The 25,276-nt window shown below is 65.8% G+C and carries 23 protein-coding genes; 12 read left to right on the forward strand and 11 right to left on the reverse strand.

The window, feature by feature from the left end:
- Positions 1–48: 48 nt before the first annotated feature.
- Positions 49–642, forward strand: coding sequence for a YajG family lipoprotein (locus tag ACGI6K_RS03670; protein ID WP_376949453.1), 594 nt, complete (start codon positions 49–51; stop codon positions 640–642).
- Between the two features lie 91 nt (positions 643–733).
- Here the strand turns inward: ACGI6K_RS03670 and ACGI6K_RS03675 are convergent, their stop codons facing one another.
- Complete coding sequence (locus ACGI6K_RS03675; RefSeq protein ID WP_376949451.1) at positions 734–916, reverse strand: hypothetical protein; 183 nt, start codon at positions 914–916, stop codon at positions 734–736.
- Between the two features lie 373 nt (positions 917–1,289).
- On the opposite strand from ACGI6K_RS03675, the gene ACGI6K_RS03680 reads away from it, so the two are divergent.
- The gene (locus tag ACGI6K_RS03680) at positions 1,290–1,574 is read left to right on the forward strand and encodes a hypothetical protein (RefSeq protein ID WP_376949449.1); all 285 of its coding nucleotides are present in this window, start codon (positions 1,290–1,292) and stop codon (positions 1,572–1,574) included.
- Positions 1,575–1,589: 15 nt separating this feature from the next.
- On the opposite strand, the gene ACGI6K_RS03685 is transcribed toward ACGI6K_RS03680, so the two are convergent.
- A complete protein-coding gene (locus tag ACGI6K_RS03685; RefSeq protein WP_376949447.1) occupies positions 1,590–2,756 on the reverse strand; it encodes a 1-acyl-sn-glycerol-3-phosphate acyltransferase in 1,167 nt (388 codons plus the stop codon).
- 436 nt (positions 2,757–3,192) lie between these two features.
- Between ACGI6K_RS03685 and ACGI6K_RS03690 the strand changes: the two genes are divergently transcribed.
- Together ACGI6K_RS03690 and ACGI6K_RS03695 are read left to right on the forward strand one after the other, a co-directional pair.
- Positions 3,193–3,813: an SOS response-associated peptidase gene (locus tag ACGI6K_RS03690; RefSeq protein ID WP_376949445.1), complete on the forward strand. Its 621-nt coding sequence runs from the start codon at positions 3,193–3,195 to the stop codon at positions 3,811–3,813.
- A 155-nt stretch (positions 3,814–3,968) separates the two neighbouring features.
- Positions 3,969–4,790, forward strand: a complete 822-nt coding sequence (locus ACGI6K_RS03695) for a M48 family metallopeptidase (RefSeq protein ID WP_376949443.1) — start codon at positions 3,969–3,971, stop codon at positions 4,788–4,790.
- A gap of 43 nt (positions 4,791–4,833) precedes the next feature.
- On the opposite strand, the gene ACGI6K_RS03700 is transcribed toward ACGI6K_RS03695, so the two are convergent.
- The 4 genes from ACGI6K_RS03700 to ACGI6K_RS03715 all read right to left on the reverse strand — a co-directional run bounded on the left by ACGI6K_RS03700 (position 4,834) and on the right by ACGI6K_RS03715 (position 9,210).
- Complete coding sequence (locus tag ACGI6K_RS03700) at positions 4,834–5,418, reverse strand: TMEM165/GDT1 family protein (protein WP_376949441.1); 585 nt, start codon at positions 5,416–5,418, stop codon at positions 4,834–4,836.
- A 225-nt stretch (positions 5,419–5,643) separates the two neighbouring features.
- Entirely contained in the window at positions 5,644–6,225 is a 582-nt protein-coding gene (locus ACGI6K_RS03705) for a TMEM165/GDT1 family protein (protein ID WP_376949439.1), read from the reverse strand.
- A 978-nt stretch (positions 6,226–7,203) separates the two neighbouring features.
- Positions 7,204–8,205, reverse strand: coding sequence for a methyltransferase (locus tag ACGI6K_RS03710; protein WP_376949437.1), 1,002 nt, complete (start codon positions 8,203–8,205; stop codon positions 7,204–7,206).
- Positions 8,206–8,247: 42 nt separating this feature from the next.
- Positions 8,248–9,210: a 2-hydroxyacid dehydrogenase gene (locus ACGI6K_RS03715; protein ID WP_376949435.1), complete on the reverse strand. Its 963-nt coding sequence runs from the start codon at positions 9,208–9,210 to the stop codon at positions 8,248–8,250.
- A 163-nt stretch (positions 9,211–9,373) separates the two neighbouring features.
- Between ACGI6K_RS03715 and ACGI6K_RS03720 the strand changes: the two genes are divergently transcribed.
- Positions 9,374–11,200 carry a DUF1302 domain-containing protein gene (locus ACGI6K_RS03720; RefSeq protein WP_376949433.1) on the forward strand — a complete coding sequence of 609 codons (1,827 nt, stop codon included), beginning with the start codon at positions 9,374–9,376 and terminating at the stop codon, positions 11,198–11,200.
- Between the two features lie 21 nt (positions 11,201–11,221).
- Here ACGI6K_RS03720 and ACGI6K_RS03725 read toward each other — a convergent pair whose 3' ends face one another.
- Entirely contained in the window at positions 11,222–12,814 is a 1,593-nt protein-coding gene (locus ACGI6K_RS03725) for a L,D-transpeptidase family protein (RefSeq protein ID WP_376949431.1), read from the reverse strand.
- 184 nt (positions 12,815–12,998) lie between these two features.
- On the opposite strand from ACGI6K_RS03725, the gene ACGI6K_RS03730 reads away from it, so the two are divergent.
- Both ACGI6K_RS03730 and ACGI6K_RS03735 read left to right on the forward strand, forming a co-directional pair.
- The gene (locus ACGI6K_RS03730) at positions 12,999–13,709 is read left to right on the forward strand and encodes a murein L,D-transpeptidase catalytic domain family protein (protein ID WP_376949429.1); all 711 of its coding nucleotides are present in this window, start codon (positions 12,999–13,001) and stop codon (positions 13,707–13,709) included.
- Between the two features lie 496 nt (positions 13,710–14,205).
- Complete coding sequence (locus ACGI6K_RS03735) at positions 14,206–16,647, forward strand: hybrid sensor histidine kinase/response regulator (protein ID WP_376949427.1); 2,442 nt, start codon at positions 14,206–14,208, stop codon at positions 16,645–16,647.
- A 109-nt stretch (positions 16,648–16,756) separates the two neighbouring features.
- On the opposite strand, the gene ACGI6K_RS03740 is transcribed toward ACGI6K_RS03735, so the two are convergent.
- Complete coding sequence (locus tag ACGI6K_RS03740) at positions 16,757–17,338, reverse strand: thermonuclease family protein (protein ID WP_376949425.1); 582 nt, start codon at positions 17,336–17,338, stop codon at positions 16,757–16,759.
- A gap of 365 nt (positions 17,339–17,703) precedes the next feature.
- Between ACGI6K_RS03740 and ACGI6K_RS03745 the strand changes: the two genes are divergently transcribed.
- The 3 genes from ACGI6K_RS03745 (at position 17,704) to ACGI6K_RS03755 (ending at position 20,111) form a co-directional block, all read left to right on the forward strand.
- Positions 17,704–18,489, forward strand: coding sequence for a response regulator (locus tag ACGI6K_RS03745; protein ID WP_376949423.1), 786 nt, complete (start codon positions 17,704–17,706; stop codon positions 18,487–18,489).
- Positions 18,490–18,598: 109 nt separating this feature from the next.
- Complete coding sequence (locus ACGI6K_RS03750) at positions 18,599–19,240, forward strand: MBL fold metallo-hydrolase (RefSeq protein WP_376949421.1); 642 nt, start codon at positions 18,599–18,601, stop codon at positions 19,238–19,240.
- A 172-nt stretch (positions 19,241–19,412) separates the two neighbouring features.
- On the forward strand, positions 19,413–20,111 hold the full coding sequence (locus tag ACGI6K_RS03755) for an OmpA family protein (protein WP_376949419.1): 699 nt from the start codon (positions 19,413–19,415) through the stop codon (positions 20,109–20,111).
- Between the two features lie 53 nt (positions 20,112–20,164).
- On the opposite strand, the gene pta is transcribed toward ACGI6K_RS03755, so the two are convergent.
- A complete protein-coding gene (pta, locus tag ACGI6K_RS03760) occupies positions 20,165–22,240 on the reverse strand; it encodes a phosphate acetyltransferase (RefSeq protein ID WP_376949416.1) in 2,076 nt (691 codons plus the stop codon).
- A gap of 10 nt (positions 22,241–22,250) precedes the next feature.
- Positions 22,251–23,453 (reverse strand): acetate kinase, encoded by a 1,203-nt coding sequence (locus tag ACGI6K_RS03765; RefSeq protein WP_376949413.1) that lies wholly within the window; start codon positions 23,451–23,453, stop codon positions 22,251–22,253.
- Between the two features lie 247 nt (positions 23,454–23,700).
- Between ACGI6K_RS03765 and ACGI6K_RS03770 the strand changes: the two genes are divergently transcribed.
- Positions 23,701–24,186 (forward strand): FKBP-type peptidyl-prolyl cis-trans isomerase, encoded by a 486-nt coding sequence (locus ACGI6K_RS03770; protein ID WP_376949410.1) that lies wholly within the window; start codon positions 23,701–23,703, stop codon positions 24,184–24,186.
- An 81-nt stretch (positions 24,187–24,267) separates the two neighbouring features.
- Positions 24,268–24,750 (forward strand): glutathione peroxidase, encoded by a 483-nt coding sequence (locus ACGI6K_RS03775; protein WP_376949408.1) that lies wholly within the window; start codon positions 24,268–24,270, stop codon positions 24,748–24,750.
- Here ACGI6K_RS03775 and mscL read toward each other — a convergent pair whose 3' ends face one another.
- The gene (gene mscL / locus ACGI6K_RS03780; protein ID WP_376949405.1) at positions 24,751–25,161 is read right to left on the reverse strand and encodes a large-conductance mechanosensitive channel protein MscL; all 411 of its coding nucleotides are present in this window, start codon (positions 25,159–25,161) and stop codon (positions 24,751–24,753) included. It abuts the gene before it with no gap.
- Positions 25,162–25,276: the final 115 nt, after the last annotated feature.

Here is a 25,276-nt window from a genome sequence, read left to right on the forward strand (position 1 = left end):
TCGCTGTCGCTATACTGCGCTTCCTTGGCGTACTCTGGAGAATCGCGCATGCTGTATCGTCTGTTGCCAGTGCTCGGCCTGATCGCCGTCGCCAGCCTGGGGCTGGCCGGCTGTGCCCTCAGCCCGCAACAAATCACCCCCGAGCCGAAGATCAACACGCCGCTCACCGCGGTCGGATCCGGTCAGCCTGTCGTCGTGCGGGTGGTTGACGGACGCGCTTCGCCGAACCTGGGTACCCGCGGCGGTCTGTATCCGGAGACCAGCATGATCGTCGTGCGCGGACAGGACGTGCTGCCCCGGCTGCAGACCCAGGCCGAAACGGCGTTACGTCTACTCGGTTTCACCCCCTCGGCCAATGCCTACAACGCGCCACAACTGACGCTGACCCTGGCCGAACTGAAGTACCAGTCACCGAAGGGGGGAACCTATGTCACCGAGGCCGATATCGGCGCGACCTTCCGGGTCGATGTGCAAAATGCCAGCCGTCGCTACAGCGGCCGTTATGGCGCCTCGCTGAACCAACGCTTCGGCATGGCGCCGAATCAGCAGACCAACACCAAGCTGGTCAGCGACGTGCTCAGCGATGCCCTGACCCGCGCCTTCAAGGACCCGGCCATCGGCCAACTGTTGCTGGAGCGCTGAGGCGTGCGCCCCGGCCCGTTCGCCGGGGCCGGGGCGCCTTTCCTGCCGGAGCTGGCGGCCGCCACTCCGGCCGGCGCCTGCCGGCATGCGGTCAGGCGGCCCTGGCGTAGCCTTTTTTCGGCCGCTCGGCGACGGGGAATTCGTAATGCTCGTGGCCGCCCAGCCGGCAGTAGTCCAGCCAGTCCTGATCATGGGTGCAGAAGTCCAGTCCGATGCGTTCTTCCAGCTCATCCTGCAGATCGGTCGAACATTCGAGGGGTTTGGCGTATTGCATGTCGATTCCTCCATGGCTGAATGGCTGATCGGATGCCTTGCCTCGTAACCAGGACTTCAGGATGGTCGGCTATGGCCGTTTCGCGGCAAAAGCAGAACTTCGGAGCCCATGGGCATTAGTCGAAAACGACGCTTGCAAGGCACTTGGCTTGCACAGAACGTGTCCGGGTCTTCCCTGTCCGCGCCAAAATGCCATGCAAGTCGTCGGCCAGCCTCCCGCGCGGCGCGCGAAGGTGTCGGGCCGCGCTGCGATGGGCATTTTACGCACTTGACGGTGGGCGGCGAAGTTTTCGGCCCGCTACGGAGAGTGGTCCGTCTTTCCCTTTTATGGTGCGCGCGGCTCCTTCGCGCACTGCACTAATGCGGAGGTTTCGATGCTATTGCTGGTTCCTGGGGTCCCCCTGCCGTTTTCCCCGTCGTTGCTGCTCAATGGCGCGGCCCTGTTATTCGCCATTGCTGGAAGCTGGCTGCTACTCGCCACGCGCCTGCGCGAGCAGCGTGCCCTGGCACGCCTGGTCGGCGAGAGGGAACTGGATGATGAAGAAAGGACCTGGGCGCTGGAGGCGGCGACCGTGCAAATCAACCGCTTCTTCTATCGCTTCGGCGCCGGCACCCTGCTGCTGGCGCTGCTCCTTTCCTGGAGCAGTACCCGGCTCTGAAGGGCGCCGGCATCCTTACAGCGGCAGGCCGGCCTTGACTCGGTAGCGGTTGCGTACCGGATTGGCGTATTGCAGGACCAGATAGGGACGTTGCTCTTCGGGACAGGCGGCCAGGCGTTTCTGCCATTCCGCCTCCGCGCGGGCGATCTCCTCGGCGGAGAACAACTGCGCCGCCGTCGGCACCTGCAGCTTGGGATCGCGCCCGGCGTATTGCTCATAAGCCAGGTGATGGGCCGGGAACAGCCGATAGTTGCCGAGGATCTGCCGGTCGATCTCCGCGGCGAGCTGCTTGGCGTCCTCCGGCGATGCCTCCAGCGGCGCACCGAAGTGGATGTGCACCCGCCCTTTGTAGCCGGTGATGCCGAGGGCGATGCTCTGGTCGTCCTCGCCCGGCGCCTTGGTGTAGCTGCCGGTGGTGGCGCGGGTGTACAGCTCGCGGGCCTTGGCCTGGTCGCAGGGGTCGTATTCGTAACTGATCGACACCGGAATCAGGTTGAGGGACTTCACCGCCTCGGCGAAGAGCTCGTCCCTGCGGCTCATGTGGAACATCTTGAGGATCGCCGAGTCGGTACGGTCGTCGCCGTCCTTGGCACGGCCTTCGGCTTGGGCGATCCAGATCGACTCGCCTTCCTCCCGGATCGAATGGTTGATGTAGGCGGAGAGCAGTTGATAGGCGGCGAGTTTCTCCCGCCGTCCGCTCAGCGAGCGGTGCACGATGAAGCTTTTGTTCAGGCGCATCAGGTCGCTGACGAAGGGCCGTTGCAGCAGGTTGTCACCGATGGCGATGCGCGGGGTGCGCAGTCCGGCGTGGTAGATCGCGTAGTTGACGAAGGCCGGGTCCATCACGATGTCGCGGTGGTTGGCGAGGAAGAGGTAGGCCTTGCCGGGCCTGAGCTGCTCCAGGCCGCTGTAGGTCACGCCATCGGTGGCGCGCTCGATGGTGCGGTCGACATAGGTTTCGATCTTCGTCTGCAGGGCCGCGACGCTATCGATCCGGGCGAACTCGGTACGCAGCCGCATGGCGATGAGCGGCTTGAGCAGCCAGCCGAGCGGTCCGGCCAGGCGCGGAAAGCGGAAGCGGGTAAGAATGTCGAGAAAGCCGGCGTCGGCGATCAGCCGCTGCAGGACGGCAGGGACCTCGGCGTCGGCATAGGGTCGGATGGCATCGAATTCGCCCATCATGTGCTCTTGATCAGGACTGGATAGATAGCGAAGGAGGCGGAGGCGCGGGCCTGCACCTCTTATCGCGGGGAAAAATCGGTCGGGCATTATAGCGGCAACTCGGGAGAGTCCACGATGTCGGAAACACCGACCAAGGCAATCGCATGAAGCGCTCGCCTGATACCAGACTGGAAAGATTGTGTGCCTGGTCGTTCCGGCCTGGTCTTCAAATCCGGTGCATCGGCTGCTTGCCGAGGGGCCGAAACGGGGACTATCCAGCTACTCGGCAAGCAGCCATGCCAAGGATCACACAATCTTTCCAGTCCGGTATCGGAAAGACATTTCATGCGACTGCCCTGAAACACCGACCCGTCGAGCTTCACGCGAAGGGCCTCGCCGCTACAATGGACGGTAGCTCGATTCCATGTCGCTTCCCCGCCCCCGAGTGCCCGTCGTCATGAGTGGACGTTACGCCCTGTTTCGCTGGCTGCCGGCCTTGACTGCCCTGCGCGGCTTTCCCACGGATTTGGCGCCGCACTGGAGCATCGCTCCGGCCGCCCAGGTACTGATGCTGCGCGATGCCGACGGTGCGCGCGAGGCGGCGTTGGCACGTTGGGGCTTGACCCCGGCCTGGCTGACCGATCTGTCGCGTACGCCGGCCCATGCCCGGGCGGAAACCCTGGCCGGGCAACCGATGTTCCGCGAAGCTTTCCGGGCACGCCGCTGCCTGTTGCCGGCCAACGGTTTCTACGAGTGGCGCGGCGCCGCCGTGCGCAAGCGCCCCTACTGGATGAGCGGCGAGGCGCTGTTGCTGTATTTCGCGGCAGTTTGGGAAGCCTATCCGGTCGGCGGGCAGGTCTACCTGAGCGTCGCCATGGTCACCCAGGCGGCTGCCAGCCAGCGCCGGCCCCTGATTCTCGACGAGGCCGGCCAGGCGCTCTGGTTGGACGCTGCCAGCCCCATGAGCGAGCTGCAGGAACTATTGTCGCGACCCGCTTCGGCGCTGCGCGAGCGGGCCCTGGCGGATCTGGTCAACGATCCACGCCTGGATGCCCCGGCATGCCTGACGCCGGCCTGAGCCGAGGCCGCCACGGAAGCTTTCCGGTACGGCGCGGTTCTCTTGCCGGCTCCGCCTGCGGGGTCGCTGGCTTATTGCCATTGGTTTCCTGGTCCCGGTTGTCGTCCCCGTGTCGGCGACCTAGCATGAAGGCCGTGTTTTTCAGGAGTACCCATATGGGCAAGTCGTCTTATCTCTCCGGCGTGGCCGTCGCCTTGCTGCTGGTCGCCTGCCAGCCTGTCCAGACCACCAGTGGCGGCGCCGTGGGGGTCGAGCGCAAGCAGTACATGTTCAGTACGCTCTCCACCGAGCAGGTCAACCAGATGTACGCCAAGTCCTATCAGCAGACGCTGAGCGAGGCTGCCGAGAAGGGGTTGCTGGATACCAGCAGCCAGAATGCCCGGCGCTTGGACGAAGTCGCCCGCCGGCTGATCGCCAAGGCGCCGCTGTTCCGCGCCGATGCCGCGCAGTGGCAATGGGAGGTCGCGCTGATCGATAGCGACGAGCTGAACGCCAGTTGCGGGCCAGGTGGCAAGATCATTTTCTACAACGGGCTGATCGAAAAGCTGCGGCTGACCGACGATGAGATCGCCGCGGTCATGGGCCACGAGATCGCCCATGCCTTGCGCGAGCATGGCCGCGAGGCGCTGTCCAAGGCCTATGCCGTGGAAATGGCCAAGCAAGGCGCCAGCGCGCTGCTCGGGGTGGGGGAAGTCAGCATGGCCATGGCGGACGTGGCGGTGCAGTACGGCATGACCCTGCCCAACAGCCGCAGCAACGAGAACGAGGCGGATCTGATCGGTTTGGAGCTGGCCGCCCGTGCCGGCTACGACCCGAACGCGGCACTTACCCTGTGGCAGAAGATGAGCCAGGCGGAGAGCAACGGCACGCCGCAGTTCATGAGTACCCACCCCTCGCCGGGCAACCGCACGGCGGCGCTGGAGGCGGCGATTCCCAAGGTCATGCCGCTATACCGCCAAGCCAAGGGCGGCAGTTGAAGCGCAGGGCCCGGCTCCGCGAGCGGGGGCCGGGCCGGCTCGGCTATAGCCAGCCGGCCAGTTTCGCCGTCTGATAACCCGAATACACCGCCAGGCAGAGGAAGGCCAAGGCGGCGATCCGGCGGATCAGCTTCAGCGGCAGGTTCTGGGCGACGAAGTTGCCGGCCAGCAGTACCACCGGTGCGTTGGAGATCACGATGCCCAGCGTCGTGCCGATCGCCACGAAGAAGGGATAGGTGTACTGCGCGGCCAGCACCAGGGTGGCGACCTGGGTCTTGTCGCCCATCTCGGCGAAGAAGAAGGCGACGGTGCTGGTCAGAAAAGGACCGTAGCGCTTGAGCCTGGAGTCGTCCTCGTCGCCCCGCTGGTCGGGCAGCATGGTCCAGATGGCGATCGCGGCGAAGGCCACGGCGAGCATGCCGTTCAGTGCGACTTCCGAGAGGTGGCCGGCGACCAAGTGGCCGATTTCGGCGGCGAGTATATGGTTGCCGAGGATGCCGATGAACATGCCCCAGACGATCGGCCATGGCTTGCGGAAGCGCAGGGTCAGCAGCATGGCCAGCAACTGGGTCTTGTCGCCGATCTCGGCGAGGATGGAGATCTGGGTAGGGATGAAGAGGGATTCCATCGGATTTCCTGGGGGCGGGGTGACATTCTTCCGGGACACGCACGCCTCCCCGCCCCGGGTGTGAGGGACGCGTGCCATACCTTCGGCATATGTACGACGGGCCTGGAGCACACACGCTTCGAGATCGGGCGAGGGCTCCGGACAGGCGGGAGAGAACTCCCCTAGGACGGCGGGCATTGTGCCCAAGGGGGCCGCGCCGGGCAAGCGCGACCCCGCCTGGAGGGCTTATAGCCAGCCGGCCAGTCGCATCGCCTGGTAGCCGGTGTAGACGGCCAGGGCGGCGAAACCGGCGGCGGCGATGCGGCGGATCAGATCCAGCGGTAGGCGGTCGGCCGCGAAGTTGCCAGCCAGTACCACCGGTACGTTGGCGATCAGCATGCCCAGCGTGGTGCCGATCACCACCAGGACGAAGTGTGGGTACTGCGCGGCCAGCATCACCGTGGCGATCTGGGTCTTGTCACCCATCTCGGCGAGGAAGAAGGCGATCAGGGTAGTGAGGAAGGGGCCGTGGCGCTTGAGGCCGGACTCCTCGTCCGCATCCAGTTCGTCGGGGATCAGCGTCCAGATCGCCACGGCGGCGAAGGCGGCAGCGAGGGTGGCGCTCAGCACGGCGGGCGAGAAGAACCCGGCGACCCAGTTGCCCACCGCGCCGGCGGCAAAGTGGTTGGTCAGGGTGGCGACGACTATGCCCCAGATGATCGGCCAGGGCTGCCGGAAGCGGGCGGCGAGGAGCAGGGCGAGTAGTTGCGTCTTGTCGCCGATTTCGGCCAGGGCAACGATCAGGGTAGGGACGAAAAGGGATTCCATCGAATTTCCTGCGGGGGCGGGTCGACGACTCTTCCATGACACGCACGCCTCCCCGCCCCGAGTGAGGTGTACGTGTCATGGGTCTTGTCGAACCCTGCGGCCTACATGAGGCCGGGGTCGCACCCGCCATGGCCTGCGGGCCAAGCATGTTGACGGGTGCCGGGCGAGCGGTCGCTCGCGGGAGACTACTCCCCCAGGACGGCGCGCATTGTGCCGAAGCGGCGGGCGGTGGGCAAGTTCCAGGGCAATCGCATGAAGCGCTCGCTCGATACCGGACTGGAACGGTTGTGTGAGCCTTGGCATGGCTGCTTGCCGAGGGGCCGGACAGTCCCTGTTTCGGCCCCCCGGCCGAGTCACTTTCTCTTTGCGCGCGCAAAGAGAAACTAACCAAAGAGAAAGCGCGCCCGGTCATTCGGCCCCGGCTGCGCCGGGGTTCCCTCGCTCCGGCCCCGCTCCGAGGGTCGTCGCACAAGGGGCATCCATGCCCCTCGTACGACTCTCGCCGCCTCCCTGCGGCTCGCCCCTCTACGCGACGCCTGCGCTCGGCCTTCTGAACGGGAGTCGGGTTCCGGGTTGCCTGAAAGCGCTTTCGCTCTTGCAGCACGGCTTGTCAGGCAATGCCGGATGCCCCCTTCAGGAGGCCGAGCGGAATCGTCGTGGAAGGGGTCGAGCGGCAAGGATGCCGCGAGAGCCGCGATGGGCCATGGATCGCCCTGCGCGGCGAGCCCCTGGAGCGGCGATGCAGGGAGGGAACCCGGAGCGAAGCGCAGGGCCGGATGAGGGGGTGGCCTTCTTTTGGGTTACTTTTTCTTGGCCAGGCAAGAAAAAGTGACTCGGCCGGGGGGCCGAAACAGAAGGTATCCGACCACTCGGCAAGCAGCCAATGCACTGGATCTGAAGACCACGCCGGAATGACCAAGGACACAACCTTTCCAGCCTAGTATCGGGCAGGCATTTCATGCGATTGCCCTGGCAAGTTCAGCGTTCCCGTCCGGCGCGGTAGACGCGAAAGCCGTTTCCTTCGGCGAGCACCTGGCAGGGGCCGAGGTGACGCTCGATCAGCGGCGGATACTTGAGGAAGCTGTTGGCGACCAGGCGCAGCTCGCCGCCGGGACGCAGATGCCGAGCGGCCTCGCGCAGCAGGTCCTCGGTGGCCCGGTAGTCGGTATGCACGCCCTGGTGGAACGGCGGGTTGCTGACGATCGCCGCCAGTCCGTCGGGCGCGGTCCGGATGCCGTCGCCGGCGATTGTCTGCGCTTCCAGGCCGTTGGCCGCCAGGGTCAGGCGACTGCTGGCCAGGGCGAAGGCGTCCACGTCCAGCAGGATCACCCGGCTCTGCGGATAGCGCCGCTTGAGCAGCGCGCCGAGCACCCCGGTACCGCAGCCGAAGTCGAGCAGATCCCCCGGCGGCAGATTGTCGAGCCGTTCGAGGAGCAAGGCCGTGCCGCGGTCGAGGCGGCCATGGCTGAACACCCCGGGCAGGCTGACCACTTCGAGCGGGCCGTCGGTCGCCTGTAGCCGATAGCGCTGGGCGCGCTCCTCCAGTACGGGAAGTGCTGGCGCCTGCTCCACCGTCACCTGCCACAATTGGCAGTGGCGGGCGCTGTCCAGCTTGCGCGGCCGGCCGAAGGCCTGCAACTGGCGGGCGGCGCTCTCGATGCCGCCGCGCTTTTCCCCCACCAGGTACAACTCGCCGCTGGGCAGGCGGGCGGCCAGGCTGTCGAGCAGGTAGCGGGTCAGTTCGGCGGACTTGGGCAGGAACAGCACGGCGGCGGCGAAGGGCCGCTCGTCGGGGATGATGCCGAACCGGCAGCGGCCGGCGAAGCGCGCGGTCAGCGTCGCATGCTCTCCGGCGTGCCAGCTCCAGCCATGGGCGGCGGGCAGCCGGCCGAGCAGGTCGTCGGCCGGGAGGCCGGCCAGCAGCAGCTCGCCGCCGAGCAGCTCGACCTGGCGCAACAGTACTTCGCTACGCGGGTCCATGGAATATCCTCGGAAAAAGCCCGCAGCTTAGCAGACGCTCGTTCAGGCGACCCGGCGCTTCGGTGTGCCGGCGAAATAGGCCAGGGCGTTTTCCGCCAATTGGCCGACGATGCGCTGACGCGCCTCGCGGCTGCCCCAGGCGCTATGCGGAGTAAGTATCAGCCGCGGGATATCCGGCGCCAGCAGCGGATTGCCGTTGCGTGGCGGTTCCTCGCTGAGCACGTCGCAGGCCGCGCCGCCCAGGTGGCCGCAGCGCAGGGTGTCGGCCAACGCCTGCTCGTCGACCAGTCCGCCGCGGCCGGTATTGACCAGGAAGGCGCTGGGCTTCATCGCCTGCAATTGTTCGGCGCCGATCAGGTTGCGGGTCTGCTCGGTCAGCGGGCAGTGCAGGGTCAGTGCATCGACCTGCGGCAGCAGCTCGGCCAGCGGCAGGCGGTCGGCGCGTTCGGGACGGCCCGGCAACTGGCCGAGCAGTACGCGCATGCCGAAGGCTTCGGCGAGCCGGGCGACGGCGCTGCCCAGTTCGCCGTGGCCGAGCAGGCCGAGGGTCTTGCCCTCCAGTTCGACGATGGGGAAGTCCAGCAGGCAGAACTGCGCCGCCTGCTGCCAGCGGCCGGCGCGGATCGCCGTCTGGTAATCGGGCAGGCGGGTGGCCAGGGCGAGCAGCAGCATCAGGGTGTGCTGGGCCACCGAGGGCGTGCCGTAGCCCTGGCAGTTGCACACCGTCACGCCATGGCTCCGGGCGGCGACAAGATCGATGTTGTTGGTGCCGGTGGCGGTGACCAGCACTAGCTCCAGGTCGGGACAGGCGGCGAAGGTGTCCGCGTCCAGCAATACCTTGTTGGCGATCGCCACCCGCACGCCGCGCAGCCGTCCGGCCACCTCGCCGGCGTTGCTGGCGTCGTGCAGCACTAACTCGTCGAAAGCCTGGCGCAACGGGGAGAGATCGAGGTCGCCGAGATCGAGGGAGGCATGATCGAGAAAGACGGCGCGGCGTGCGTTCATCGAAGGTTCCTTGGCTGGAGGAGTGGGGCAATCGGGGAGCCTAACAGAGATGTTCTATTCGGCGCGAAAGGCGTTTCGGGGTGGCGGCGGTCCGCAGGAGGCGGGAACAATAGAGGCTTTGCCCGTCGGGGCAAAGCACCATGGCCCATCCTGGAGTGCCGCGATGTCATCCCTTTCCGTCCTTCGCTACCTGGCCGCCGCCTGCGTCGTCTCGCTGGCGATGCCGGCCGGCGCCGTGAGCTTCAATATCGGCTCGATCGAGGGACAGCTCGATTCCAGCCTGTCGCTGGAGGCGGCCTGGTCGACGGCCAGGAGGGACAAGGATCTGATCGGCGCCGGCGGTGGGCGTGCCCTGTCGCCGATCAGCGACGACGGCCGGCGCAACTTCAAGCGCGGCGAAACCTTCGCCAAGCGCCTGCGCGGAGTGCACGGCCTGGAGTTCAAGCGTGGCGATGACGGTCTGTTCCTGCGCGGCGACTACTGGTACGACTTCGAGCTGAAGGACGAGCGGCGTCCGTTCCGGGACATCGACGACAGCAACCGCAAGGAGGGGGTGCGTGCCTCCGGCGCCCGGCTGCTGGATGCCTTCGTCTATCGCAACTACCTCGTCGGCGAACTACCGGGCTCCCTGCGTCTCGGTCGGCAGGTGGTGAACTGGGGCGAAGGCCTGTTCCTGCAGGGCGGCATCGATGCGATCAATCCTCTGGATGCGCGGACTTTCCAGCGCCCCGTTGCCGAAATCCGCGAAGGACGGCTGCCGGTCGCCCTGCTGCATCTCGCCCAGAGCCTCAACGCCGCCTTCACGCTGGAGGCCTTCTACCAACTGGCTTGGGACCAGAGCTTGAGCGACAACTGCGGCACCTTCTTTTCTCAGGTGGACATGCTGGCCGACGGCTGCGACCGCAATCTGGCGGTGCTCGGCCAAGCCAGCACCCTGAGCGCGGCCGAGATCGCCGCACTCGAGGCCAAGGGCGTCGCCTGGACCTCGCCCGACGAAGGCGTGCTGGTACGCCGTGGCGGCGACCGCGATGCCCGCGACGGTGGCCAGTGGGGGATCGCCCTGCGTTATTTCTCCGAACCGCTGGACACCGAGTTCTCCGCCTACTTCATGAGCTACCACAGCCGCACGGCGATCTTCAGCACCGTTGCCGCCGGCCCGGCGGCGTTCGCCGCGAACCTACCGGCGGGCCTGCGGCCGCTGGCGGCGGCCGGCAACGCCCGCTACTTCGCCGAGTACCCCGAGGATATCCGCCTGTTCGGCCTGGGCTTCGCCACCACGCTGGCGACGGGGACCCGCTGGCGCGGCGAATTGAGCTACCGGCCGAACGCCCCGGTACAGATCAATATCAACGATCTTCTCGGCGCCACCCTGACGCCGCTGGAGTCGGACGCGGCGCTCCTGCAGGCGACCGCTGGACAGGATATCCACGGCTACCGGCGCAAGGAGATCATCCAGGTGCAGACCGGTTTCAGCCAGGAACTGGATGCCGCCATGGGCGCCAGCCGTCTGACCCTGGAAGGGGAGGTCGGCTGGACCCACGTCGGCGGTCTGGAAGGGACGCGCGAGCTGCACTACGGCCGCGATCCGCTGTTCGGCGCCGGACCCTTGCCGGACGGCGCCTGCCAGGCGCAGAACGCCGCCCTGCTGGCCGGCCGCTCGCAGAAGAACCTTGCTCGGCATTGCGAGAGCGACGGCTTCACCACCCGCGACTCCTGGGGCTACCGGCTGCGCGCGACCTGGGAGTACCGCGATGTCCTGCCGGGCCTGGACCTTGAGCCGGGCATCGCCTGGTCCCACGACGTGGATGGTTATTCTCCCGGTCCCGACGGCAACTTCGTCGAAGGTCGCAAGGCGTTCGGCCTCGGCCTGGACGCCGTCTACCTGGACACCTACAGCGCCGGGCTGTCCTATACCGACTTCTTCGGCGGCGAGTACAGCACCCTGGCGGACCGCGACTTTCTGCTGCTGAGCCTCGGCGTGCGTTTCTAACCGGCGACAGGCATGTGCCGTTCAGCGCGAGGCGTTCAGCGCCGCGACGAGCTTGCCGTCATAGGCATAGATATCCGGGCGGAAGACCAGCTGGCCGTCGTCGTCGACCTGGACGGTCCAGTAGGCCAGCAGGATCGGCACCGGCCTGGGCAGGTTCAGGTTGCGGGTCTTGCCGCTGGCGAGGATTTCTTCGAAGCGCTGGCGTTCGGCCGGGTTGCTGCCTTCCAGCAGCAGGTCGGTGAGTTGCATTGCCCGCTCCACGCGGACGCAGCCGGAACTCAAGGTCCGCGTCTCCTTGGCGAACAGGTGCTGGCTTGGCGTGTCGTGCAGGTACACGGCGAAAGGGTTGGGGAAGCGGATGGCGATCCGCCCCAGCGGGTTGTGCGGGCCGGGGTCCTGGCGAAGCATGATGCCGCTGGGGTTGTGCCAGTCGACGTTGCTCGGGTTGAGCTCCTTGCCCTGAAGGTCGATCACCCGGAGGTTCTGGCTGGCCAGAAAGCCGATGTCGCGGCGGATCTGCGGCAGCTTGTCCTCGCGCAGGATAGTCGGCGGTACGGTCCAGGTCGGATTCAGGGTCAGGTGGGTGACCTGCGACTTTAGCAGCGGCGTGGGGCGGGTCGGCCGCCCCACCTGGGTGCGCGTCTGCCAGCGCGGCTGATGGTCGTGGAAGAAGGTCAACTGGGCGCCGGCGACATCCACCAGCAACAGGGTCGGCTCCATCTCCCGGGCGAGCCAGCGGAAGCGCTCGAGATTGACGCGGACCTGCGCCAGGCGCTCGGCGGGCGTGACGTTCAGTTCCGTCAGGGTGGCCGGGCCGACGACGCCGTCGTCGTCGAGGAAGTGCCGGGCCTGGAAGCGCTTCATGGCCTCGACCAATTGCGGCGTGTAGCGTTGGCGGTCGCGGCCGGAGGCCCGCTCGCTCAGATAGCCTTCGGCGGCCAGGCGCTGTTCGAGTAGGGGGACGCGCTTGTCCGTCATGCCTGGGCGCAGCAGGCTGCCGTCCGGCATGAACCGCCAGGCGCGTGGCGCATTGCGGCGCAGTTCCGCGTAGGCGTGGCGCAGCGCCCGGTAGGGTTCGAAGTCCGGACGGGCTTCGGCGAAGGCGGCGGGCAGATCGTCCAGACGGGTCGCGGCGAAGGCGGGAAACAGTGCGGGCGATGCCGGCGCGGAGCTGTCCGGGGCATGCCAAAGCGGCTCCACCCGGGCTTGGTCGAGCCGGCCATAAGCAAGGTGGCGCAGGGCTTGCAGGTAAGCATGGGTGGCCAGGGCGTCGGCGCAGGCGCTGCGCTGCGGATGGCCGGCCGGGTCGTCGGCCAGCCGGCGTAGGGTTGCGAGCTGGTAGTTGGTCGGGTCCAGGCCGTCGTCGGCCAGTTGCTCGAGCTGTTCGAGCAGTCTTTCCAGGCGGCCATCGTGTGTCCAGACGCGCTGGTCGCCGAGCTGGCGATAGAAGGCCGACAGCGCCTCCTGGTCGAAGGCGTCGAGTTCGACGGCTGGGGAGGCGCAGCTCAGCGATGGCTGCGCCAGTTGTTGCTGAAGCGATTCGTCGCCGGGTGGCAGGGTATCCGGGGCCGCCAGGGCGAGCTCGGTGGTCAGAAGAAAGAGGCCGGTTAACACGGCTGTGCACGTTTTATACAATGGCTGGCTCCCAAGCCTGCAGAACATTCGGATCGCAGGTTGCCGGCTAGACTGCAATCATGTGGCGCGCATCATCAACCCAATCGCCCGGAGAGGCAAAGGGGCGTTTCGATCGTTCGCCATGTAACCCAAGAAACTTTAAAGAAAAAGAGGCGCGTTTTTCATGTTTACTCTTTTCCGGTTGCTCGTTCTGGCGCTGGCGGGGTTTTCCGTATCCGTCCACGCGGCACCGGCTTCTCGTTTCCTGCTCGATGGCCTGTCCAGGGCTGCCCCGAAACTGAACCGCGAGGTGCTGGACAGCGCCCTGGCGGCCATGCAGTGCGCCATCAACAACGGCTCGGCGCCGGCCAAGCGTCTGGCGGTGATCGACTTTTCCCTGCCCTCGTCCGAGCGCCGGCTGTGGATTTTCGATCTGGAGCGCAGGCTGCTGCTGCTGGAGGATTTCGTCGCCCACGGCCAGAACTCCGGCGAGAACTACGCTACGCGCTTCTCCAACGCCGAAGGCAGCCATCAGTCGAGCATCGGCCTGTTCCGCACCCAGGAAAGCTACGAAGGGCAGCACGGCTACTCGCTGCGCATGGACGGCCTCGAACCGGGGATCAACGACCGCGCGCGCGAGCGGGCCATCGTCATCCATGCCGCCCACTACGTGAGTCCGGCCTGGATCGCCCGCGAAGGACGCCTCGGGCGCAGCCACGGCTGCCCGGCGGTACGCCCGGAAGTGGCGCGTATGGTGGTCGACAGCCTCAAGGGTGGACAGTTCGTGTTTTCCTACTATCCCGACCAGAAGTGGCTGGCCTCGTCCCTCTACCTGAACTGCCGGCCGTCGCGGGTCGCCGCCATCCTGGCGTCGACGGCGGGAGTGGGCGGCTGAATGGATAGGACGACTGCCTCGCGGAGAGACGCTTGATCGAGTCGGGGAGGCGGGCCTTGGCGATGTTCGGAGCACTCCTTCGCGCAGAGGTAAATTTCGCACCGGCAAAACAGTTGTAGGCGAAACGGGCCGATACTGCCGCGCAAGGCATACGCCGCTGCTTGATGGGCGCGATGTTTTGCAAGGATAGTCGTGAAGTCTTGCCAAATATGCCGGCCGGATACAGCCGCTACCACGCATCGATGATCCTGTATGGGTGCAGAGTCCTCTATTTCGCCTGTCGGCACCGACTTTCGCTGAGCGATGGCCGGGGACGGGGAATGGCGCCCGCGCTCGCCTGAGGCCAGCCGTCCCTGGTGGAAGTCGAGTACTTTTCACAAGCCTCTCCGAACGGGAATAGCGGTCCGCTCCCGAGCCGCTCTGCGCGGGCGGGATGGTCGAGGCGGACCGCGAGGTTCGTTTCCGGAAAACAGAGTCATGCACAAGGAAGGTTATGATGGCTGGCGGCAGGGGTAGGAGGAGCGGTCGCGGCTGGCTGTTGCTGTCATTGCTGCTGTACCTGCCGATGGCCTGGAGCGAATCGCTGTCCCTTGTGTCGTGCGACCTGGAGCGCCTGGCGCTGCAACCCTGGCTACAGGTGTTCGAGGATGCGTGGGCGGACATGCGCCTGGAGCAGATCCTGGCTTTGCCCGAGGAGCGTTTGTCGACCGCGACGGCGCATCTGCTGGCCCCGGGTTACAGCCGGTCGGCGTTTTGGTTGCGCCTGGAACTGGAAAACCGCACCGGCCAGGCGTGCCAATGGTGGCTGTTCCCCGGCTCGGCGCAAGCCCGCGACATGATTCTCTATCAGCAAGAAGCGGACGGCTGGAGTCGCCAGGTCGCCGGAGCCTGGTATCCTCTGGCCGAGTGGACCATGCCGATACGCCTGCCGGCGTTCGAGGTGGGGTTGCCGGCGGGGGCGAGCAAGGTCCTGTGGTTGCGTCTGGCCAGCGATTACGCATTCGTCATGCAGCCGATGCTGTTGTCGCATACTGGCCTGCTCAAAGAGCGTATGGCGGAAAGCCTGGCCGATGGATTGGTTTTCGGCATAGTGCTGCTGCTGGTGATTTTCAGCGTGGCACTGGGCCGTATCTTCCGCCTGCCGCTGCTGGTGGTCCATGCCATGTCGATGCTCGCCTACTGTCTAAGCGTGGCACTAGCCACCGGCTATGGTTTCGTCTATTTGTGGCCGACGGCGACGGAGTGGGATGGTAAGGCGATCCTGCTCTCCAGCGCCTTGACACGGATTCTGGTCATCGCCTACCTGCGTATTCTCCTGCTGGTGCGCCAGCAGCCGCCTTTCTGCGGGTATTTCCTGACCTGCTGCCAGCTCGCCATCGGCGGCCTAGCCGTGGGCCATGTACTCTGGCCGGAAGTCGAGCTGCTGGCTCCAGGAGCCTGGCCGAGCATGTTGGCGGTCGTGGCGGCTTTGCTGGGGATCGCCGGCGCGACCCTGGTCGGACACCGGCAGAAGTTGCCCTACGACTGGTTCTGCTACCTGGTGCCGGGGCTGATCCTGCTGCAAGTGCTGTTGATCTATGCCTTCCTGTTCGGCATGGCCAGCCGTCCGCCGGCGGAATATGCGTGGCTGTCGCTGTCGACCCTGTATGGCGGTGCCTTGCTCTGCTACACCCTAGTCAGCCAGACGGCGCGCAGCCGGGGCCGCGAGCAGCGTGTCCTGGACGATATCGAGCAGCTCAAGCGGGCCGAGCAGGAGCGTCTGGAGCACGCCGTGGAGGTGCGCACCGCCCAGTTGCGCGACTCCCTGCGCGGACAGAACCTGCTGCTGGCTCGGATCAGCCACGACCTGCGCTCGCCGCTGCAGGGCATGCTCGAGCATGTGCGCCGGTTGCAGGCGAGGCCGGCCGGGCTCACCGACTATTCGCGGCAGATCGAGCACAGTGTGCGCCATCAGCTCGAACTGATCGACGAGTTGCTGGAGTATTCGCGTGGCGAGCTGAAACAGATGGAATTGTTGGTGGCGCCGGGCTACCTGTTCGGTTTTCTGCGCGAGATCGAAGAGCAGGGACGTTTTCTCGCCGAGCGTAATCACAACCGGCTGGAGTGTCATTTCGCCAACGATCTGCCGCCGCTGGTGAACGCCGATTTCCGCCGCCTGCGCCAGATTCTGGTGAATCTTCTGGCCAATGCCGGAAAATTCACCTGCGATGGCTGCATCGTGTTGTACGTCGCTTCGCTGATGTCGGTGACGGCTGAACGGGTAAAGCTGTATTTCAGCGTGGCCGACAGCGGTATCGGCATCGCCGTGGCCGATCGTGAGCGGTTGCTCGAACCCTTCAGTCGCGGCAGCAATGCCGGCGACCGGGAGGGCTCCGGACTCGGGTTGTACATCGTCCGCCAGTTGCTGAGTTCGATGGGCAGCCGCCTGCTGATCGACGAGTCGGATCTGGGCGGCAGCCAGTTCAGCTTCGTCCTGGAGCTGGATCTGGCGGCCGAGCAGCAACTGGAGCAGGTCTACATCGAAAGCCACGTGACTGCCGGCGAAGGGCACGATCGCCGGATACTGATCGTCGACGACGTTCTCGTCAGTCGGGAAATGCTCCGTGAACTGCTGGCCGGCTACGGCTACGATCCACTGGCCTGCGGTAGCGGCGAAGAGGCTCTGGCCCTGCTGGCGGAGGAGCCGGTGGATCTGCTGATCCTCGACCAGCTCATGCCCGGCATGAACGGTTGGATGGTGCTCGCCGAAGTGCGTAGGTGCTGGCCGGATCTGCCGGTATTGCTGTATTCGGCGTCGCCTCCGCTGCGTCCGTCATCCTTGCCCGGGCATTTGGAGTTCGATGCCTGCCTGCTCAAGCCGGCCAATAGCGGCGACCTGCTGTCCATGCTGGCGCTCCTTTTGCCAACCGTACCGGACAGAGCGTCGCACGAGGCTTAATGATCGGCACGGACCGGCGCGGCGATGGCCGCGCTCCAAAACGGTCGTATCGGCGGTGCTTGCTGCTTTGGGAAAAGCCTTTGCCCTGCCTGCAAGGATGCGGACCCCGTCACTCGCCAGATCGCATAGCGCGCCAACGCCATGGCGGGATGATTTCGGGGAGCGGCAGTCCCCAGACACCGCGCTGGAGCGATCTGGCTTCCGTTTCCAGCGATAGCAATTGCGGGCTGTCGCTGGCTTCGTTGGAAACCCAGGCCGCGCCCTGCTGGATCATTTCCGCGTTGATATGGCGCTCGCCGAGATAGATGTTAGCCAGCTTTATGCCATAACGTGTCTGCCTGAGTACATCTAGCCTGATGTTCCGGTTGTAGACGAGATAGAAAAGCTGCAGTTGCGCCAGTTCGCCATAAGACTGCAACAACTCCGGGGCATCGATATTGGCCAGTTGAACCTCTATGCGTTGTTTGCTTTTGCTCAGGCAAGTCAGGCTGTCGCCATCCTGTACGCGGATAACCTTGCAGGTTATTTCGGCGGCTGAAACAGTCCCTGCGAACAACAGTACGGCAATGAGTCCGATTTTAATGGGAATTTTTATCAAATGGACGAGCTGCCTTGTCGGGCGAGATCCTGTCCGGGCGGGATAAGTACGATTCGCATGTTCCGCATGATTTATTTCTTGCATCTTTCCCATTCAAGACCGCCAAGTAATCGAGTGGAAAGCACAACCATTCCTAGGCTCCCGACAGCCAATGGCTGATTCTGTTGAAAAAGTAGCTGCTTCCCCATGCCGTCGGCAGAGTTACTCTGCCAGCAGGTGTAGGGGCGAATAGCATGATGGGACAGTAACCGGGAGGACAGCAGCGCCTGTTCGTTGCCGGGTATGAGTTGATAAGACAATCACCATGATTTAGGAATGGAGGATCATGGATGTTTTCATCGAGTTCGCGGCTAGCCTAATGTTCGGTGAACCCAGCGACTTTTGTTGCCACGGAAAAAACCTTTGTCGGCCGGTCTTGCCGCAAGGCACGGGACCTTACCTTTTGGCGGTTGGATGACATGCACGAAGATTCATTTCGGCTGGGCAGCGGAGCGCATATCCTGCTGATCGACGATCAGCCCGAGGAGTTGCGCTCCCTGCGGACCCTGTTGCAGGCGGAAGGATTCCGAATCTCCCTAGCCAGCGATCCGCGGCAAGGGCTGCAGCGGGCCCTGGCGCTCTATCCGGACCTGATCCTGCTCGATGTGCGCATGCCGCAGGTGGACGGCTTCGCGCTGTGCCGCCTGCTGCGCGAGGCGCCAGGCGGCAAGCAGGCGCCGATCATTTTCTTGACCTCGGCGGCGAGCATCGACGAGCGGCTGACGGGTTTGCAACTGGGCAGTGTCGACTACGTGCTCAAATCCTGCGTGCCCGAGGAAATCCTCGCGCGCATCCGCATCCATTTGCAGTTGGTGTGGCGCGAACAGCTCCAGGCTCCCCTGCCGCCTCCGCAGCCGGTGGACCCCGATGAAATGATCCTGCATGCGGCGATGCGCCTGATCGCCCGTCACCTGGACTGCCCGCCGCCCTTGAGCGAACTCGCCCGCCAGGTGGGAACCTACGACAAGCGGCTTTCGGGCGTTTTCCGCCGCCGCCTGGGAATGACAGTGTTCGCCTGGATTCGCGAGGAGCGACTGCGCAAGAGCCAAGAATTGTTGAGAGACAGCAGCATGTCCATCCAGGACATCGCGGAACTGGTCGGCTTCAGTAGCGCCGGCAACTTCGCCACGGCCTTTCGCGAACGTCTGGGCATGACGCCCAGCCAGTTCCGCGAGCGGGTATGGGAGAGCCGGATGGAGTGCTGAGGGGATGGGCCTTCGCGGTTTCCCGGACGGGTGTCGTGGGCAACCATCCTTTCTTCCTTTGCTCCGCAGTATGCCAAGATGGTGCACCGAAGCTTCCGGAGCCCCGCCCATGACCGCGCCCACCGCTCTGATCCGCGAAACCTTTCCTGTCGGCCCTCTGCGCTGCAACTGCACCATCGTCGGCGATCCCGCCAGCAAGAAGGCCATGGTCGTCGATCCGGGCGGTAATCCGGAGCTGATCCTGGCGCGTCTGCAGCGCCACGGGTTGAGGGTGGTGAGCATCGTTCACACCCATGCGCATTTCGATCACTTCCTCGCCGCCGGCCAGTTGAAGGAGCTGACCGGTGCGACCCTGCACCTGCATCAGGACGATCGTTTCCTCTGGGACAACCTGGAGATGCAGTGCCGCATGTTCGGCGTGCCCTACGCCCCGGTGCCGGCGCCCGACCGCTGGCTGACCGACGACGAGGAGCTGGCCTGCGGCTGCGGTGTCGCGCTGCACACGCCGGGACATACGCCCGGCTCGATGAGCTTCTGGTTCGCCGATGCTAGGCTGCTGATCGCCGGCGATACTCTGTTTCATCGCAGCGTCGGGCGTACCGATCTCTGGGGCGGCGATGCCGCCGCGCTCAAGCGCTCGATCAGGGAGCGGCTCTATACGCTGGACGAGGAGGCCACGGTGGTCACCGGCCACGGTTCCGACACCCGCCTGGGCGACGAGATGCGGGAAAACCCCTTCGTCCGGGCCTGAGGCGGCGGGCGATCCGTTCGCCCACGTTGCAAGGGCACATGAAATCCCCCGACAATGGCAGGGAGATTCCCCTATCCGAGGCCTTGCGGATTGCGTAGGAATTTCCCGCCGTTTTCGTGTTCCAATCATCCTCTTTTTTCGGGGCTGATGAATCTCTTAGGAGCAATACTGCATGTTTACTCCGTCTCGCCTGTTGATCGCTGCGACTGCCATGGCGTTGCTGGCCGGTTGTGCTTCGAACGATAACCCCTACCAGACCCAGAACCAGGCCGGGCAGAGCGGCATGAGCCGTACCGCCAAGTACGGCGGTCTCGGTGCGCTGGCCGGCGCCGCCGCGGGTGCGCTGATCGATCACGACCACCGTGGCAAGGGCGCTTTGATCGGCGCCGCGGTGGGCGGTGCCGCCGGCGCCGGCTACGGCTACTACGCGGACAAGCAGGAAGCCCAGTTGCGCCAGCAGATGGCCGGCACCGGCGTCGAAGTACAGCGCCAGGGCAATGACATCAAGCTGATCATGCCCGGCAACATCACCTTCGCCACCGGCTCGGCGGAAATCGCCAGCAACTTCTACACCCCGTTGAACGATCTGGCGAACTCCTTCAAGCAATACGACCAGAACAGCATCGAGGTCATCGGCCATACCGACAACACCGGTTCCTACCAGACCAATATGAACCTGTCGCAGCGCCGTGCGCAGAGCGTGGCCAATTACCTGATCGCCCAGGGCGTCAACGGCGCGCGGGTCACCACCCGCGGCGCCGGTCCGAACTCGCCGGTGGCGAGCAACGCCACCGAGTCCGGCCGTTCGCAGAACCGCCGCGTGGAGATCAACCTGCGCCCGCTGCCGGGCGCCGAAACCCAGCAGCCGTAAGCCGAAAGGTTTCGCGCAGTAAAAGAGCCCGGCCGATGCCGGGCTTTTCCGTTTCAGCCGGTGGCGGTTTCGGCCTGGATCGCGGTGAGGGCGATGGTGAAGACAATGTCGTCGACTAGCGCGCCGCGAGAGAGGTCGTTCACCGGCTTGCGCAGGCCCTGCAACATGGGGCCGACGCTGACGCAGTTGGCGCTGCGCTGCACCGCCTTGTAGGTGGTGTTGCCGGTGTTCAGGTCGGGGAACACGAACACCGTGGCGCGGCCGGCCACCGTGCTGTCCGGAGCCTTCTGCCGGGCGACTTCGGCGATTGCCGCGGCGTCGTATTGCAACGGACCGTCGATCGGCAGGTCGGGACGGGCCTGGCGGGCCAGTCGGGTAGCTTCGCGGACCTTCTCAACGTCCGCCCCTTCGCCGGAGGCGCCGGTGGAATAGCTGATCATCGCCACCCGCGGCGGAATGCCGAAGGCCTGCGCCGAGGCCGCGCTCTGCAAGGCGATGTCGGCCAGTTCCACGGCACTCGGGTCGGGATTCACCGCGCAGTCGCCGTAGACCAGCACCTGCTCCGGCAGCAGCATGAAGAATACCGAGGAAACCAGCTTGCACCCCGGCGCGGTCTTGATCAGTTGCAGCGCCGGGCGGATGGTGTTGGCGGTGGTGTGCACGGCGCCGGAGACCAGGCCGTCGATCTCGTTCAGGGCCAGCATCAGGGTGCCGAGCACCACGTTGTCCTCCAGTTGAGCGCGTGCCGCCGGGGCGCTCAGGCCCTTGTGCCGGCGCAGCTCGACCATGGGCTCGACATAGCGCTCGCGGATCTGCTCGGGATCGACGATCTCCAGGCCGGCGGGCAGCTCGATACCCTGCGCGCGGGCCACCGCCTGCACCTCCTCGGGCTTGGCCAGCAGTACGCAGCGGGCGATGCCACGCTGCTGGCAGATCGCCGCGGCTTGCACGGTGCGCGGTTCGCTGCCCTCCGGCAGGACGATGCGCCGGTTCGCCGCCTTGGCCCGCTTTACCAGTTTGTAGCGGAACGCCGGCGGCGACAGGCGCGGCTCGCGGGGCGTGCCACAGCGCTCGATGAACCAGGCGCGATCCAGATGACTGGCCACGTAGTCGCTGATCCGCTCGGCGCGTTCCAGGTCGTCGATGGGGATTTCCCGGTTCAGGCGCTCCAACTCGCGTAGGGTGTCCTCGGGATCGCGTTCCACGGCGAGCACCGGCAAGCCGTCGGCCATGGCCGGCCGGCACAGCTCGAGCACCCGTTCGTCGGCGGGCAGGGCGCCGCACAGCAGCAGGCCAGCCAGCGACATGCCGTTGCGGCTGGCCAGGCCGGCGGCGAGGATCACGTCGTGGCGGTCGCCGGGCGCCAGCAGCAGGGTACCCGGCTTGAAGCGCGGCAGCAGGCTCGGCGCGGCGGCGGCGCACAGCAGGCTGTGCTGTACCCGGCGCTGGCGGTAGTCGCCGGGGTTGAGCAGACGCGCGCCGAGCAGGTCAGCGATGTCGCTGGTGCGCGGGGTGTTCAGCATGTCGCGCCAGGGCACGCAGCCGAGTAGGCGCAGATTCCGGCCCAGCGCTTTGGGCCGGCACAGGTGCTCGGCCAGCGGCCCTGAGCGCACCTTGTTGAGGATCGCCCCGGCGACCGGCGTGTCTTGGCCGGCGCCTAGCAGGCGGGCCTGGATCTCTAGGTGGTCGCGCAGTTCCTCGAGGCTTTCCTCGGCCGGCGTGGAGACCAGGATGACGTCGGCGTTCAGGCTGCGCGCCAGATGTCCGTTGAGGCGCGCGGCATAGCCGACCTGCGGGCTGGGCACCAGACCCTCGACGATCAGCACGTCGTGGTCATCTTCTAGTTGTTGCAGGCGGCCGACGATGTCTTCCAGCAACTCGTTCAACTGGCCGTCGCCGAGGCGCCGTTCCACTTGTGCCAGGGGCAGGGGTTCCGGTGGTTCGAGGTTGTGGGTGCGGGCGATCAGCGCGCTGGTGCGTTCCGGGCCGCAATCGCCGGGGTGCGGCTGGGCGACCGGCTTGAAGAAGCCGACTTTCAGGCCGCAGCGCTCCAAGGCCCGGACCAGGCCGAGGCTGATCGAGGTGAGACCGACGCCGTAGCTGCTGGGGGCGATCAGGAAGGTCTGCATGGGGTTGTCCTTATCGAGGGGCGGAGGCGTCGAGCAGCGCCAGGGTGTCCAAGGCTATCTGCTGCTCTTCGTTGCTGGGGATGACCAGCAGGCGCGGATGGCCGGGGGCGTTGATCGCGCCGCTGACGCCGCCGACGCAACGGGCGTTGGCGGTTTCGTCGATGGCCAGGCCGAGCAGACCCATGTGGGCGACGGTCCTGGCGCGTACCAGCGGCGAGTTCTCGCCGATGCCGCCGGTGAAGATCGCCCCGTCCAGGCGCGGCAGGGCGCAGAACAGCGCGGCCAGCGACTTGGCCAGGCGGTAGCAGAACACCTCGATGGCCAGGGTCGCCTGGCGGTGGCCCCGGGCGCGCTCCCGCTCTAGGTTGCGCATGTCGTTGGACAGCCCGGACAGGCCGAGCAGGCCGCTCTCGCTGTTCAGCAGGTGGTCGATTTCGGTGAGGCTCCAGCCCAGGGTGCGAGCCAGGTGGCTGTGCAGGTTAGGGTCGACATCGCCGCTGCGGGTGCCCATCACCAGGCCTTCCAGCGGGGTCAGGCCCATGCTGGTGTCGCGGCTCTGGCCGTCGACGATGGCGCAGGTCGAGCAGCCGTTGCCCAGGTGGGCGCTGAGCCAGCAACTGTCGCCGGGGGATAGGCCAGTGATCTCGGCGGCGCGCCGGCCGATGTAGCGGTGGCTAGTGCCGTGGAAGCCGTAGCGGCGCACGCCATGTTCGCGATAGAAGCGCTCTGGAATGGCGTAGCGGTAGGCGTGTTCTGGCATGCTTTGGTGGAAGGCGGTGTCGAACACCGCGACCTGCGGCAGGTCGGGGAACAGCGCCAAGGCGGTCTCGATGCCGAGCAGGTTGGCCGGGTTATGCAGCGGTGCCAGCGGTACCGTCTCGCGGATCGCCGCGAGCGTCCGCGCGTCGATCAGGCAGGACTGGGTGAACTGCTCGCCGCCGTGCACCACACGGTGGCCGATGCCGTGCAGGCTTTCGCCGCAGGCCGCTTCGATTAGCGGCAGCAGCGCTTGGAGCGCGGCGCGGTGATCGGCGCCGGGCAGTTCGCGGCGCTGGCGGATGTTCGCCGCCTGCCACCAGTACAGCGTGGCTTGCGGGCCGGCCAGGCGCTCGGCCTGGCCGGCGAGCAGGGGCGTGGAGTGGGGCTGGCTGAGCAGGGCGAACTTGAGCGACGAGCTGCCGCAGTTGAGCACGAGTATGTTGCGCGTGGCCATCGATCCTCCTTGGGGCATTCCTTCCGGCGCCAGCCGCGGTAAAGAAGGTTGACCGGGCGGAGGCCGACGATGTTCCAAAGCGGGCGTTCGAGCCGGTTCCGCCGGGATGCGCGCCGGCTGGACGACGTCTGACGGGAACCGCTGGCGCGCGCGCTCCCGGCCCGCTCATCCTCGCTCGGTTCGCTTTCCCGCAAGGTGACGGTTACACTGAGAACTTAATTCTTCTTTCGCAAAAGGTTGTTCGCCCATGCTGATCGCCACCAACAAGGCCGTCTCCATCGACTATACCCTGACCAACGATGCCGGTGAGGTGATCGACAGCTCCGCCGGCGCCGCGCCGCTGGTCTACCTGCATGGGGCCGGAAACATCATCGTCGGCCTGGAAAAGGCGTTGGAAGGCAAGCAGGCCGGCGACGAACTGAAGGTATCCATCGAGCCGGAAGAGGCCTATGGCGAGTACAGCCCCGAACTGGTCGCCACCCTCAACCGCGCCATGTTCGAGGGTGTCGACGAACTGGCGGTGGGCATGCAGTTCCATGCCTCCGGCCCGGACGGCAGCATGCAGATCGTCACCATCCGCGACCTGGACGGCGACGACGTGACCGTCGACGGCAACCATCCGCTGGCCGGCCAGCGCCTGAACTTCCAAGTCAAGGTGGTCGACGTGCGCGATGCCCATCAGGAAGAGATCGCCCACGGCCATATCCATGGCGCGGGCGGCCACCATCACTGAAGCCGGTCCGCCGGCCGGTTGCGACACATCGGAAAGGCGCCGTTCGGCGCCTTTTCTCTTGGCAAGCAGGAGAGTCGAGAGATGAGTGCGTTCCATGATCTGACCTTGCGTAGCCTGGACGGGCAGGACCTGCCGCTGGCGCAGTTCCTAGACAAAGTGGTGCTGGTGGTCAACGTCGCCTCCAAATGCGGGCTGACGCCCCAATATGCCGGCCTGGAGAAGCTTCACCTGCGGTATCGCGAACGCGGCTTCAGCGTGCTCGGCGTGCCGTGCAACCAGTTCGCCAGGCAGGAGCCGAACAGCGAGACGCAGATCCGCGAGTTTTGCTCTCTCAATTACGGCGTGACCTTCCCCCTGGCGGCCAAGCTCGAAGTCAACGGCTCCGGCCGTCACTCCCTGTACCGCCTGCTGGCTGGGGAGGGTGCCGAGTTTCCCGGCGATATCACCTGGAATTTCGAGAAGTTTCTGGTGGGACGCAATGGCCGTGTGCTGGCGCGCTTCTCGCCGCGCACCGCCCCGGACGACCCGGCGCTGCTGCAGGCGATCGAAAAGGCGCTCGGCTGATCAGGACCGGTCCTGCACCTTGAGCAGATCGCGAATCTCTTCGAGCAGTTGCTGGTCGCGGGTCGGCGCCGGCGGCAGGCTCGGCGCTTCGGCCTCCTGGCGCTTGAGCTGGTTGAGTGCCTTGACGCCGATGAAGATGGCGAAGGCAATGATCAGGAAATCGATCACCGTCTGAATGAACCGGCCATAGGCGAGCACTACCGCAGGCGTGTCGCCCAGGCCTGGCCTGAGGGTGATGGCCAGATCGGAGAAGTCCACTCCGCCGATCAACAGGCCGAGCGGCGGCATGATCACGTCCCCGACGAAGGACGAGACGATCTTGCCGAAAGCCGCGCCGATGATGATCCCCACCGCCATGTCCACCACGTTGCCCTTGACGGCGAAAGCCTTGAATTCGCTGAGCATGCCCATGGAAGCGCTCCTTGCTGAGGTGACTGGATTGCAGTTTAGGACACGCCTGTCCGGCTATCGCCCTGGTTGCTGGAGGTTCGCCGCTGCCTCCCGCTCCCCGGTGCCGGCGATGCCA

Origin of the sequence: Azorhizophilus paspali (assembly GCF_043587585.2) — a bacterium.
GTDB classification, from domain to species: domain Bacteria; phylum Pseudomonadota; class Gammaproteobacteria; order Pseudomonadales; family Pseudomonadaceae; genus Azotobacter; species Azotobacter paspali.